The 12,595-nt window shown below is 70.1% G+C and carries 11 protein-coding genes; 3 read left to right on the top strand and 8 right to left on the bottom strand.

The genetic code is table 11. From position 1 onward, the window contains the following. Positions 1-140 precede the first annotated feature (140 nt). Positions 141-1,055 (bottom strand): helix-turn-helix domain-containing protein, encoded by a 915-nt coding sequence (locus WME97_RS11960; RefSeq protein WP_437552032.1) that lies wholly within the window; start codon positions 1,053-1,055, stop codon positions 141-143. Between the two features lie 123 nt (positions 1,056-1,178). Here WME97_RS11960 and WME97_RS11955 point away from each other — a divergent pair, with 123 nt between their 5' ends. Beyond that, positions 1,179-1,784: an ATP-dependent Clp protease proteolytic subunit gene (locus WME97_RS11955; RefSeq protein WP_437552031.1), complete on the top strand. Its 606-nt coding sequence runs from the start codon at positions 1,179-1,181 to the stop codon at positions 1,782-1,784. Between the two features lie 12 nt (positions 1,785-1,796). On the opposite strand, the gene WME97_RS11950 is transcribed toward WME97_RS11955, so the two are convergent. The 4 genes from WME97_RS11950 to WME97_RS11935 form a co-directional block, all read right to left on the bottom strand. Further along, positions 1,797-1,925, bottom strand: a complete 129-nt coding sequence (locus WME97_RS11950) for a hypothetical protein (RefSeq protein ID WP_437552030.1) — start codon at positions 1,923-1,925, stop codon at positions 1,797-1,799. A gap of 87 nt (positions 1,926-2,012) precedes the next feature. Next, positions 2,013-2,504 (bottom strand): SRPBCC family protein, encoded by a 492-nt coding sequence (locus WME97_RS11945; protein WP_437552029.1) that lies wholly within the window; start codon positions 2,502-2,504, stop codon positions 2,013-2,015. Continuing rightward, positions 2,501-2,830, bottom strand: coding sequence for an ArsR/SmtB family transcription factor (locus WME97_RS11940; protein ID WP_437552028.1), 330 nt, complete (start codon positions 2,828-2,830; stop codon positions 2,501-2,503). Before WME97_RS11940 ends, WME97_RS11945 begins: the two co-directional genes overlap by 4 nt. Before the next feature lie 125 nt (positions 2,831-2,955). Next, positions 2,956-3,948, bottom strand: coding sequence for a quinone oxidoreductase family protein (locus WME97_RS11935; RefSeq protein ID WP_437552027.1), 993 nt, complete (start codon positions 3,946-3,948; stop codon positions 2,956-2,958). A 91-nt stretch (positions 3,949-4,039) separates the two neighbouring features. On the opposite strand from WME97_RS11935, the gene WME97_RS11930 reads away from it, so the two are divergent. Continuing rightward, positions 4,040-4,978 carry a LysR family transcriptional regulator gene (locus WME97_RS11930; RefSeq protein WP_437552026.1) on the top strand — a complete coding sequence of 313 codons (939 nt, stop codon included), beginning with the start codon at positions 4,040-4,042 and terminating at the stop codon, positions 4,976-4,978. A gap of 126 nt (positions 4,979-5,104) precedes the next feature. Here WME97_RS11930 and WME97_RS11925 read toward each other — a convergent pair whose 3' ends face one another. From WME97_RS11925 to WME97_RS11915, 3 genes are all read right to left on the bottom strand, one after another. Further along, positions 5,105-5,527 carry a hypothetical protein gene (locus WME97_RS11925; protein ID WP_437552025.1) on the bottom strand — a complete coding sequence of 141 codons (423 nt, stop codon included), beginning with the start codon at positions 5,525-5,527 and terminating at the stop codon, positions 5,105-5,107. A gap of 536 nt (positions 5,528-6,063) precedes the next feature. Continuing rightward, positions 6,064-9,462 (bottom strand): DUF7452 domain-containing protein, encoded by a 3,399-nt coding sequence (locus WME97_RS11920; protein WP_437552024.1) that lies wholly within the window; start codon positions 9,460-9,462, stop codon positions 6,064-6,066. Positions 9,463-9,473: 11 nt separating this feature from the next. Continuing rightward, on the bottom strand, positions 9,474-10,919 hold the full coding sequence (locus WME97_RS11915) for a DUF1501 domain-containing protein (protein ID WP_437552023.1): 1,446 nt from the start codon (positions 10,917-10,919) through the stop codon (positions 9,474-9,476). Between the two features lie 519 nt (positions 10,920-11,438). Here WME97_RS11915 and WME97_RS11910 point away from each other — a divergent pair. Continuing rightward, complete coding sequence (locus WME97_RS11910; protein WP_437552022.1) at positions 11,439-12,536, top strand: nuclear transport factor 2 family protein; 1,098 nt, start codon at positions 11,439-11,441, stop codon at positions 12,534-12,536. Positions 12,537-12,595 lie beyond the last annotated feature (59 nt).

Here is a 12,595-nt window from a genome sequence, read left to right as displayed (position 1 = left end):
GTCGCAGCCAGCGCGCTCGGCGCTCCGCCGCTGCGTGGATTCGTACCGCCGGCTCAGCGATCGCAGGCGGGACGGTTCAGCGGCGCAAGGCAGCCTTCCCTACACAGCCCGCGGGCTCCCGCTCCGCCCAGGCGAAACGCTCACGCCGCGGCGCGGACCGGCGGCAGGCGGAACGCGGCCCCCTCGGAGCGGCTGCGCCTGCGGAACGCGCCCGGCGCCTCGCCCGTGTGCCGCTTGAACGCGCGGCTGAACGCGAACTCCGAGTCGTACCCGACCTCGGCCGCCACGGCGGCCAGCGAGCCGTCGCCCTCGGCGAGCAGCTCGGCCGCCCGCTGCATGCGGAGCTCGGCGAGGTAGCGGAGCGGCGGGACCCCCAGCTCGGCGAGGAACCGCCGCGCCAGCGCGGCGCGGGAGAGGCCCGCCGCCTTCGCGAGCGCCTCGACGCTCCAGCGCTCGGCCGGCTTCTCCTGCATGAGCCGGAGCACGCGCGCGACGCGACGGTCGAAGGCGCGCGCCCCGCGCCGGTCGAGCGCGCGCGACGCGCGCCCCTCGCGCACATGCTCGTGGCAGTGCAGCGCGTAGGCGAGCAGCGGCTCGAGCAGCGAGCGCGCCAGCCGGGCCTGCCCCGGGGAAGCCTCCGCCAGCGCGGCGCGCAGCAGGCCCACGACCGCAGAGAGCCCCGGCGCGCGCCGCACCTCGCCCGCAGGCAGGTGGACCACGGGCGCGAGCGCGGCGAGCCCCCCGCCGGGCGCGGCGGCGTAGGTCGCCGAGATCAGCTCCGCCTCGGCGGGAGCGCGCCCGGGCGGCGGCGCGACGCAGCGGAGGCTCTGCTCGCGGGGCCCCGGGCCGCGCGGGCCGAACCCGAGGAGCACGACGTCGCCGGCGTCGAGCTCCAGCGCACACACGCCGTCCTGCGAGAGGCGAAAGGCGCCCTGCACGACGACGTGGAGGCTCGGCGGATCACCCGCGCCCGCGCGCCAGGGCGCGCCTGGGTGGCCGAGATGCCGGGAGACCACCACGCCGCGGGGAAGCCGCCCCTCCGTCTCGTCCGCCATGCCCCATGGTTGCCCCCGCCGAGGCCGCTCGTCCAGCGCTCGTTCGCGGATCGAGACGCGCGAGCATGACTCCGCGCCTCGCGGTCATGGCGCGCGGGCGAGGGCCGCCAGAAGCTCGGGGCCATGACGCGCCTCGATTCCACGCCGGATTCCATGCCGAACGAAGAAGCGCTCCCCCGCGCGCTGCCCGACAAGATCCAGAGCAGCCTGCTGAGGAGCCGGACTGTCCTGATCTTCGGGGAGATCACCAGCGAGCTGGCGCAGGCGACCACCGCGCAGCTCCTCGCCCTCGCGAGCGATGACGGCGAAAAGCCCATCCGGATCCTGATCCACTCCCCGGGCGGGCACGTGGAGTCGGGGGACACGATCCACGACGTGATTCGCTTCATCCGGCCCGAGGTCAAGGTGATCGGCACCGGCTGGGTCGCCAGCGCGGGCGCGCTGATCTTCGTCGCCGCGCGGCGGGAGAACCGGTTCGCGCTCCCGAACACGCGCTTCCTCCTGCACCAGCCGCTCGGCGGCGTGCGCGGCCCCGCGTCGGACATCGAGATCGAGGCGGCCCAGATCCTGGCCGCGCGCGAGCGGCTCAACCGCATCTTCGCGGCGGCGACGGGGCAGGCGCCCGCGAAGATCGCGCAGGAGACCGAGCGCAACCTGTGGATGACGGCGCGCGAGGCCCAGGAGTACGGCCTCGTGCATCGCATCGTCGAGAGCGCGCTGGAGGTCTGAGCGCGCCGATTGCTAGTCGCGGATGATGGGTATGCTGCGCCTCGCGCCGTGAGGGCGCGCGGCGCGGTCAGGATAGGCGTCGACCGCGGGGAACGACGCCACCAGGTCGGTGTGCCGGATGAACCTCAGCTCGGTCGCCATCAGGATGTCCGCGGCGGTGAAGCGATCGAGCAGATAGCCGCGCCCGTCCGGCCAGGCGGAGCTTAGCGAAACCCCGTGACGGTGATCCTATCCATTCGAGGCCTCCGCCGGCGCGGCGCCGTTCTCGCCGGTGATGGCGTCGATCTTCTGGAGGACCTTCGGCCATCCCTCGCTCATCTTGCGGAGCGCATGGTCGTTCTTCGGGGTCTGGAAGCCGGAGTGCGCGAGGCGCAGCCGGGTGCCGCCGCTGACCTTGGTGAGCGTCCAGGTAACGACCGTGTCCAGGCGCGAGCCATAGCCGGCGTTGGTGGCGTGTCCGCCCTTCCAGGTGTAGACCAGGCGCTCGTTCGGCGTGACCTCCAGCACTTCGCACTGGATGACGCCATCCCACTCGCCGGCCGGCGTGGTCTGGTAGGTGAAGCGGGCGCCCTTGGTCGGCTCGAAGCCGATCGGCATCATCAGCCAGCGGCCCATCAATGCGGGCGTGGTCAGCGTCTTCCACACCATTTCGGGCGTGTGGGGAAACACCTCGTCAACGACGATCTCTCGGCTGTCGGCCACGATGGCGGCACTGTTCATGGATCGATCTCCTTCAGGAGGGTTCTGAGGTCGGCGAATCGCTCGCGCCAAAAGACGCCGTAGTGGCTCATCCAGTCGACCAGCGGCGCCAGCCCCTCCGGCTGGGCGCGGTAGTAGACCTTGCGCCCCTCGGGGCGCTCGGCGACCAGGCCGGCCTGCTTCAGGGACTTCAGGTGCTGGGAAATGGCGCCCTGGGTCACGCCGCTGCCCCGCGTCAGCTCCACCACGGTGATCTCGTCGGAGCTGACGATCCGCTCGAACACGGTCCGCCGAGTGGGATCGGCAAGCGCGCGCATGACGGCGTCGATCGCGGCGGCTTCGGCCATGCCCCATACATTAGTCATGACTCATCAATTAGCAAGTGCTAATTGATCGTGTCACACCCCAGGCGCGGCCTGAGCCGGCACCTCTGCACCTCGGCCCCCGGCGCGGCGCCTCCGTCGCCGCGTCCTCAGGCAGCGCAGCGCAGCAGGATTTTCCCCTGAACAACGCGCGCCCGCAGCGCATCGAGCGCGTCGGCGACGCGCTCGAGCGGCCATGTCGCGTGAACGACCGGCTCGAGCGCTCCGCTCTCGACGAGCGAGAGCACCTCGCCCATCGTGCGCGAGAACCGCTCCGGCGCCTCATTGACCACCGTGAACAGGTCGCTCATGGCGAGCGATACGCTGCGTCCGAAGCCGTCCGCGAGCGCGGCGCCGAGCTCGACGCCTGGCGGCCCTTCGAGGAAGCCGAAGGACACGAGGCGGCCGAAGGGAGCGAGCAAGCCGAGATCGCGCGCGAGCGTCGCGCCGCCGGTCGCGTTGAGCGCTGCGTCGACGCCGCGCCCATCGGTCAGCGCGCGCACCCGCGCCGCGACGTCCTCGCGGCCGTTGACGATCACGGCGGCGGCGCCGTTCCGCGTCGCATGATCCACCTTGGAGGCGTCGCCGACGAGCGCCACCGCGCGCACGCCGAGGTGCCGCGCGAGCTGCAGAGCGGCGGTCCCGACGCCGCCGGCCCCGCCGTGCACGAGCACCGTCTCGCCGGGGGCGATCCGGGCGCGTTCGCGCAGGAGCACCCACGCCGTCGCGTAGTTGACGATCGACGCGGCGGCGCGGTCGAGCGGCACACCGTCGGGCACGCGCGCGGCCCGGCGCGCCTCGACGTCAGCGAGCTCGGCGAACGCGCCGGTGTGCGGCGTGCCCATCGCGACGACGCGCGCGCCCGCCGCCGGCCCGCGCGCGCCCTCGCCAAGCGCCTCGACCGTGCCCGCGAGCTCGAGGCCGAGCCCCACGGGCCTCGGCGTGAGGGGGAGCTTCCCGTCGGCGAGGAGCAGATCGATGTGGTTTACCCCGGCGAACGCGACGCGCACGCGCACGTGCCCGCGTGGAACGGGGCCGAGCTCCCGCTCGCCGATCACAGCGCCGCCCGCGCCCGGGCCCGGCCCCAACAATGCAGCTCTCATCCGTGCTGTCCCTCCGCGTTGAACAGGCCCCAACGTGCGGGCGCGCGGTCCGCCAGTCCAATGGATGCACCGGATGCTATGTATTCACGCGGTGAATCTCTCTGCGCTCGACCTCAATCTTCTCGTCGTCCTGGAGGCGCTGCTCGAGGAGCGCAGCGTGACCGCCGCCGGCAAGCGCGTGGGCCTGAGCCAGCCCGCGACGAGCAATGCCCTCGGCCGGCTCCGCGCGTTGCTCGGCGATCGCCTGCTCGTCCGGCGCGGCCGCGCGCTCTTCCTGACCCCCCGCGGGGAGCAGCTCCGGCGCGACGTGCGCCCGGCCCTGGACCGCCTGCGGGCGGCGCTCGCCCGCCGCCCCGCGTTCGACCCCGCGGCGCTCTGCGACGAGCTGCGGGTGGGCATGAACGACTACGCCGCGTACGTGCTGCTGCCGCGGCTCGTCCGGCGGCTCCGGGCGCGCGCGCCGGGGGCCAGGCTCGCGGTGCTGCCGTTCGAGACGCGCGACGCCGCCCGGACGCTCGACGCGGGCGAGGTCCACGTCGGCCTCGCGGTGGAGGGGCCCGGGCTGGCCGGGCTCGAGTCCCGGCCGCTCCTGCGCGACGACTTCGCCCTCGTCTGCCAGCCTCCCGCGCCGCGCACGCTGCGCTCGTTCCTCGCGCGGCCGCACCTGCTCGTCTCACCGCACGGCGGGCGCGTCGGGGTGGTCGATCGCGCGCTCGCCGCCCAGCAGCTCGAGCGCGACGTCCACGTCACGCTGCCGCACTTCCTGATGGCGCCGCACCTGCTTTCGGGCACCGACCTCATCGGCGTCCTGGCTGGCGAGGTCGCGCGGGACATCGCCCCCGCGCTGAAGCTCGTCGTCGCGCCGCCGCCGCTCGCTCTCCCGGGCTTCACGCTCTCGGCCGTCTGGCACCCCAGGCTCACGGACGATCCGGCGCACGCTTGGCTGCGCGATCAACTCGCGGAGGCCGCGGCCGAGCAGCAGGCGTCGCGGCCGGCCTCCGCGCCCGCCCGGCGGTCGCGTGACGCCTGACGCGGTGACGCGGCCCTCCATGCATCGACGATGAGGCAGCCCTCACTCCACGGCCTGCGGGGACATCTTCTCGGCGCGCCGCGGCGGCCCGCGTCAGCGCGGTGACGCCGGGTCGCGCGACGTCGCCTATAGAGGGGCGAACGTGCACGCACCGGCGGCGCAGACGGGCCTGGATGCGAGGCACGCAGGCGTGGCGTAGGGGCAGCCCATCCTCCGATGCTCGCGACATACGGTCGCGTCGAGGTGGACGACGAGGCGCCTCATCTGGTGGACGCCCGCCCGGTTGACCACCTCACCACAGGTGCCGCCGCACTCGGTGCTCGTATCGACCATGACGCAATCGTTGTCGGAAGCGCATGCCCGGTAAGCGGCCCGGACACGCTCCACCTGGCCGGAGGCGCGGGCATGCAGCTGCTGGCAGGCCCTCCAGTCCACGTCTCTCTCGTCCTCCGTGCGTTCCGTCGTGTCGGTGAAGCCCGCGATCGCGAGCCCGAAGGAAGCCATGGCAAAGAGCGCAGAGATCCCCAGGCGAGTCCGGTTCGTTTTCATGCTGCCTCCATCGCGCGCGTGCTCGTGGTCGCCGGCGGCGCGGGCGCACCGCGCGGCGACTCGCCTGTCATGAGGCTCGACCCACGGGAACGGAAGGCGCTCGACGGCGTGTGCCACGGCGCGACCTGGGCGGGCAGGAGGTCCAAGCGCTTCTGTGGATGTCAGGAAACTTCAGTCTTTCCATCTTCAACTGGATCGATGTCGCCGGTGAACTCGAGCGGCCCGGGTGACAAGATCCGTCAAGCTCCGGCGGCAGTCGCCGCCTCTCCGGCGGGTCGGGGGCGCGTGGAGGGGACGACGGAACGCAACGGTTCGCCTGCGCCGCGGTGCAAGGGCGAAGCGAGCCAGTACCGGTGCGAGCTCCACCGCTTGCTGGACGAGGAGATCCGGGATCGGAGCGATGGCGTTGCTATGAAACGGCCCCATGCGCTCGCCCGGCGTGAGCGCAGCGGCACCGACTCGGCCTGCTGCAGGGCGCATGGAGGTGCCCTGCAGCAGGCCCTCTTCGCCGCGGAAAGGACCTACGGGAAGGGCCGTCAGTAGCCGCGGTGCACGTGGAAGACCAGGTTGTTCGCGACGGTGGTGCCGTCGCGGTTGATGATCGTCCACTTCTGGAGCGTCGTGTCGTAGCGCAGCGCGCTCCGCTTCGTGTGCAGGGTGCCCGTGCCGCTGAAGCTGTGCGTGAAGAAGAGGCGGGCGTCGGGCACACCGTTGATGTTCGGCTCGTCGATGACGAGGGCGTTACCGACCCGTGTCGCCGGGCTCGATGTCACCTTGAAGTCGCCGCCCAGCTTGACCGCGAACAACGCTCCGGGCGGAAGCGTGCCCTGGTCCTCGTTGTAGACGACCCACTTCTGCACGCTCGTATCATACCGGACACCCACAGGATGGTTGTTGTAAACGCCCGGTGATCCCGGCAGGTTCCAGAGGCGGCTCACCTGCACGGCGATGGACGAGCGCCCGTTGAGCGCTGGATGATCGATGGTCGAGCTCGAGCCCGTGGGCTTGTTGGCAACCGTGACCTCATGGATGAAGACGCTGTCGCTGGGCGACATCGCGCGGACCGAGAAGCGCACGCCCAGCGGCATCGCGGCGAGGTCCTCGTTGTAGACGGCCCACCGCTGCAACACTGTGTCGTACCAGACGCCCACGTGGTGGTCGTTGCTGACGGTGCCGGCGACGGGTGCCACGAGGAGGATAAGATTCGGCTTCCCGTTGAGCGCCGGATGATCGATGTGGCTCATGCTACCCGTCGTGGACGTCACGTCGTGGAACAACGAGACGGACCCCGCCTCCTCGTTGCGCGCCGCTTGGCGCATCGCCTCCTTGATGGTGCTCGCCGTGTTCATGTCGACGGTTGTCGGCGTCATCTCCGTGGGATCGGGCAGGCCGTTCGGGCCGGTGGCCATGAACAGATAGGTCTGCCCGCTCTGATTGGCGGGCATGCCTCCCGTGGGGCTCTCGAATACCTGCCCGTTGGGCGCCACGACCTTGAATTTATCTCCCGCCCACAGCTCCAGGCTGTCGCCAAGCTGCAGCACCATGCCCGGCGCAGCCGGCGTGCTCTGCCCCTGCGCGTAGACGAACCGCGCCTGTCCGCTCACTTGCACGATGGTCGCCCCCTCGGCCCAGGCCAGGAAGACGCCGCCGCGCGCCGGCATCATCGGCATCGGCAGGTCGGTCACCACACGCGGATCCACCGGCGGCGGGAGCGTCGTGAACCAGTCCGAGTCGAACGAGCAACTGAGGCAGGGCCACGGCCGCGGCAGATCGGGCAGGACCGCTTCTCGGTAGACGCACCCCCCGGAGGGGCAGATCTTCGACCAGTCGATGTTCTGAGGGAACGACTCGTCCGCGCAGTTGACCGAGATGCCATCGAACGCCGTCTGCGGATCGACCCAGCTCTCGCAGGCAGCGGAGGGCGTGTCAGCGGCGAGCGTGCCGTCGTTCTTCATGTCACCCACCTGGAGCTGCGGGGGCGAATCGAAGTCGGTCTCGGAGACCCCGACGCCGTGGGGGACGCCCTCCAGCATGAACTGCGGCGTCTTGACGAACACCTCGCAGAGATCTCTCAGGGCGGCATTCCCCAGCGCCGCCGTGGTGTACGCGCTCGCAAACGTCGCGGTCATCGATTTCCCGAGGAACGTGCTGAGAGCCGTCGCCTCGCCGGAACCGGCCGAGAGGCCGCGCCCGAGGAGGCGGAAGCGCAGCGCCTCGACGGCGCCGCGCACGGTGACCCCTCCGGTCATGGCGCGGTCGGTGAGCGCGTCGATCCAGTCGCGCGAGATCGCCGCCGGTCGATCGCAGCGGCCCGCGGAGGCCTCCCACCCGAGCATGGAGTACTGCGATGACGTCGGGTTCGCCGTGCTCAGGCGCGAGAGATGAAGGCCCATCGCCTCCGCCTGGGAGGGCGTCGGGTACGTGGTCGATTGGGGGAAGTGAGTGACCCAGAGCTTGCCGCCGACCTTCCACTGGAGCGCCGACGCCTTCATCCGAAAGAGCAGATCCGCGGAGCGTCGATGAACGGCGTCGCCCACGTAGTCCTGGGCCGGCGTATCGATGAACGGCTCGAAGACCTTGGGCATCGTCGCCGACGATTCAGGCAAGCGGTTGAAGTAGGGCGACGTGACGATCTCGGTGAGCAACCCCTTGAGCGACCAGCCCCGCCCGACGACGTGGTTCTCGGCGAGGTTCCAGAGCAGTTTGTGCTCGTGCGTGTTGCGTGAGGTGAAGTTCGAGATGGTCAGCGGAGCGCCGAAGAACTCCCTCCAGACGTCGTTGGCGAAGGCGGCCGCGAGCCAGAAAGCGCCGAGCGTGCGGCCTTGATTCGCATGGTTCGCCCCCGTGTCGAGATCACCGGAGTCGTACGATTTCCGCAGCGCGAGGAACCCCTCCTTCAGCCGATCATCGAGCGCCCACACCGTCGTGCTGCTCGCGTCGGGGAGCAGGAGGCCGGTCCCGCCCGGTGTCTGGGTCGACGTGTCGTTCGAGAAGCTGCCGCAGCTCGCCCCGTCCCAGCCGGCGAAGGGGACGTTCGTCCCCAGGGACTGACGGAACGACCCTACCCAGTCGGCGTCCGTCGGTGCCTGGGGCGAACCGGCGGTCGCCCATGCCGAGAGGCCCGAGAAGACGCGCCCCTCCTGCCCCTTCGCCCAGTCGTAACCGGGAGTGAAGAGGGACGCCGACGACGACGACACCGAGCTGAAGTGCGTGCGATGGCACTTCATGCATTCCATCGATTTGTTCGCATAGACCTGCGTGAAATGATCCGCGATCTGGCGCTGCTTTTCGTGCGGCATTGCATCATCGGTTCCATACTGGCGTACCAGCGCGAAGACGAACCCGCGGTAGGCCGGAAAGACGTTGTCCATGAGGAGCGACCCGCGCACGACATCGGCCATGTTGTACGTGCCCGGGGACGCCGGAACAGGGGGCTCCGCCACGGCATCCGACAAGGAGGTGGCGTTCCCGAGGCGCCGCGTGTAGAGGACGACCTTCGCCGCCCTGATCTTGTCGTTATCGCTCGACAGCAGCGGCTGGGAGAAGCAGTCCGACTGGCTGCGCGCCCCCTCCCGATCCACGCGCATGCGGTCGAGCAGCACGCCGGTCCAGCGATCGACGAAGGCCGGATGCTCCATGAGCGCCTCGGCCATGCGGGCGCGGCCGACGCGCGCGGTCATGACGGTGAGGAACTTGAGCTCGCCGAAGCTGCGCACAGGCCTGCCGAGCAGCGCCGGGACGACCTGCTCGACCCAGGCCGCGTCGCCCGCGTCCACTCCACCAGGGGACGTAGGCTCCGGCGCGAGCGCCGCTTGGCTCACGCCGGGAGGGGCTTCTTGCGGCTGCGGCTCGGTCGTGCTGCAGCCCGCCAGCAAACCACCGGCGAGCAGCACGGCGAGCGCTCCCCGCGCCGACTCCAACATCTTGAGTTTCATACGATCTCCTCTCACGCCTGGAAGAACGGCTGCTCGTACGACGACGGCATCCCCGGCGGCAGCTCTTGGAACGCAAAGTTGTCCGTGCCGTGCGGATCGATGCCGGCCGCGGTGAGGGCCACGCACGCGAGGTTGGCCGGCGTGTATCTGCCGGCCGGAGGACCAGCCGTCCAGTCCATGGTGCCGATCAGCTTCGGCTCCCCCGAGGCCGTGGGCTGGATGGGACCACCGATGAGCACGACCACGTAGCCTCGACCGTAGTGGTTGCGGCCCGTGCCGGCGATTCCTTCCGGGTCCGGGGTGCGGCCGAACTCCGTGTTGAGGATGATCAGCGTGTCGTCGACGCTGATGCGGTTCGCCTGCGGCGTGGCCGTGCTCGTCACCCGAGACAGCTCCTTGAGGAGCAGAAACAAGTTGCCGAACGTCACGCCGGCGGTATGCCCGTGGCCGTCGTAAGCGGCAAAGGTGTCAGTTCCGAGGCCGACATCGACCATGCCCACGTAACGCGTGTCCTTCGTGTTGAAGAGCCACGCCGCCATATCGAGGCATGCCGCCGTCGTGTTGAACGGCGTTCCAGGTTGGCGCACGTTCGTCGAGCAATGCGCGAGCGACGCGCCCTCGCCGCGGAGGCTCGAGTTGAACACGCCCGTGAGGCTCGGGCTCCCGGGCAGGCTGTCGAGCGCGGCCCTGTAAGCGCCGTACCCGCGAGATCGAGATCCGTCGAGGTTGGTCTCATAGAGGTCGGCGTAGTAGCTCGTCAGCACATCGGCTCCCGCGTTGACGCCGGTCCGCGAGGCCCAGTCGGCCATCTCGCTCACGCCGGAGCTCATGGGGACGAGCACGGGCCGCGCCGCGGAGCCGTGCGCGCCGACCGAGAGCCACGCGGAGAACGCCTTGTCGTCTCCGCCGAAGAAGCGCCCGCTGTCGGGCATCAGGACGTAGGATGTGTGCTGTTCCGGGTGGCGGCGCTTGATCGCGGCCCCGAGGCTCGCCGCGCGCGCATCGCCCAGAGGACGTCCCGTGAGCGCGAGCGGGATCGCCACAGGATGCGCGGAGAACTCGTGCGTCATCGTGACGACGCGCGTACGGGCCAGGAGGTCGGGCCGGCTCCACAGGGGGGACGTCGCGACGCTCCATTTCATCCCCCCGAGCGTCTGCACGGTCGCTCCAGTTTGGGTACTTCCGCAGTGCGTCAGCAGCGCCGTCGAATTGAATGCGCTGAGCAGGTTCTCTTTGAACAGGGTATCTCGCAGATCGACATGGAACGACTCCCACGCGGAGAGCCCCCCGTAGAGGAAGATCTCGAGGATCTTCTTCGGCCCACCCCACGTGGCCACGCTCGGATACGGGGCCCAGGACTCCCCCACCGGGCCATCTGCCCAGGCGGGCCGGCCAGGCAACGCCGCTGCGGCGGCGAGCGCGCCGGCGCCCGTCAACAGTTTTCGTCGAGAAATCATGCTCTTCTCCTGCGTCTCAACACGGGACTGAAAGAAGCGCCGCGCCCGGCCGCAATCGCGATCGACGTGCCGGGCTGCGCAGCGGACAACGCGCTCGCGGAGTTGCGAGCGCAGCGAGGCCCAGAGCAAGTTCCATTCCTGGTGGGTGAGCTCGGGACGCGGGGTGGCGATCGCTCAACGAGGGCGCGCGAGCGTGGCTCGTGCTTCGACGACGCCGCGGACGCGAGGGCACGTGCGCACGCGCACGCCGGACGAGAGATGAAGACGGGAGGAGGAGGCGGGACGATAGCCCGCGCAAAGCCATTCCGACCCAGAATTTTCCGCCGACGACCGGCAGTCGACACAACGTACAAAAGGTACGGATCCGCCTATATAAACGAACAGATTCAACGGGTTCACTCGGCTGTGGATCATTGCCTACGCCGCGCTGAGAGCATCTCCTTGTCGCCGGGGATTGGTCCCCGAGCGACCGCCTCGCCCGGCGCCCGGCGCTCGCTCCGCCGCGCGAGGCGAGCAGTCATGCCCGAGCGTGACATGTCACGGATCGAGCGTGACATGTCACGGATCGAGCGTGACATGTCACGGATCAGCGCGCGACGCGCCGCGGAGGCAGCCCGTGGGCTGGCGCGGCGAGGGCGAGATCGATTCGAGGTCCGCGCGCCGCGGATTGCCTCCCGGCGCGCGATGCGATACGCGGTATCAATGCATTTCGCTCCTTGGCTCGGACTGGCAGCAATCTGCTTCTTCGTGGCGTGCTCCGGGGAGCGGGACGACCCTCCGGACGGACGCGGCGGCGCCGCCAGTGACACGATGATGGCGGCGAGCGGCGGCGCGGGCGGCGGCAGCCCAGCCGGCGTCGGTGGGGGCGGTGCGGGGGGAAGCGGCTGTGATCCGGAGCTCGCGCGCGCGAACAAGGCCCTCGTCGGGCAGGCCCTCGACGAGCTGCTCGTCGACAAGGATGTCACGGCGGTCGATCGCTACTGGGCCGACCCGTACCTCCGGCACCATCCGGGGGCGCCGAGCGACCTCGCGGCGTTCAGGACCCTGATGAGCTATGAAGTCGCGTCGCTGGGGTTCGGCTACGAGCGCCTGCGCACGCTGGCCGAGTGCGACCTGGTGGTCGTGCATGGCCGCTACTCGGACGCCGGCGTGATCTTCGACATGTACCGCGTCAAAGACGATAAGATCGTGGAGCACTGGGACTCCAACACGGCCGAGGCTTCGGATGCCGCCGGCCCGACGGAGATCGAGGACGAGGCGCTCACGGCGCAGAACAGCGCGCTCGCGCTGAGCTTCATCGACGCCGTGCTCGTCGACGGGGAGCACGCGCGCGTATCCGAGTTCCTTGACGCGAGCTACGTCGAGCACCGCTATGCCACAGCGACCGGCCCCGCGGCGCTCATCGAGTACGTGGAGAGGGACTACCTCACCTACCACAAGGTGCATCACGTCGTCGCCGATGGAAACTTCGTATTCACCCTCTCCGAAGTGTCGCGCGGCGGAGGCGCCTACGGTATATATGACCTGTTCCGCGTCGACGACGGCGCCATCGTCGAGCACTGGGACTCACGGCGCATCGTGCCCGCCTCGACCGACAGCGAACTCCCGATCTTCTAGAGCGACAAATGGGTTGAAACCACGAGAAAAAGCAGGAATTCACAGGGAGACGGGGAGGC

This window comes from Sorangium sp. So ce367 (genome assembly GCF_051520455.1).
GTDB lineage: Bacteria > Myxococcota_A > Polyangia > Polyangiales > Polyangiaceae > Sorangium > Sorangium cellulosum_B.
Note: the sequence above shows the minus strand (reverse complement) of the source record. Positions and strands in the feature narration are given on the sequence as shown.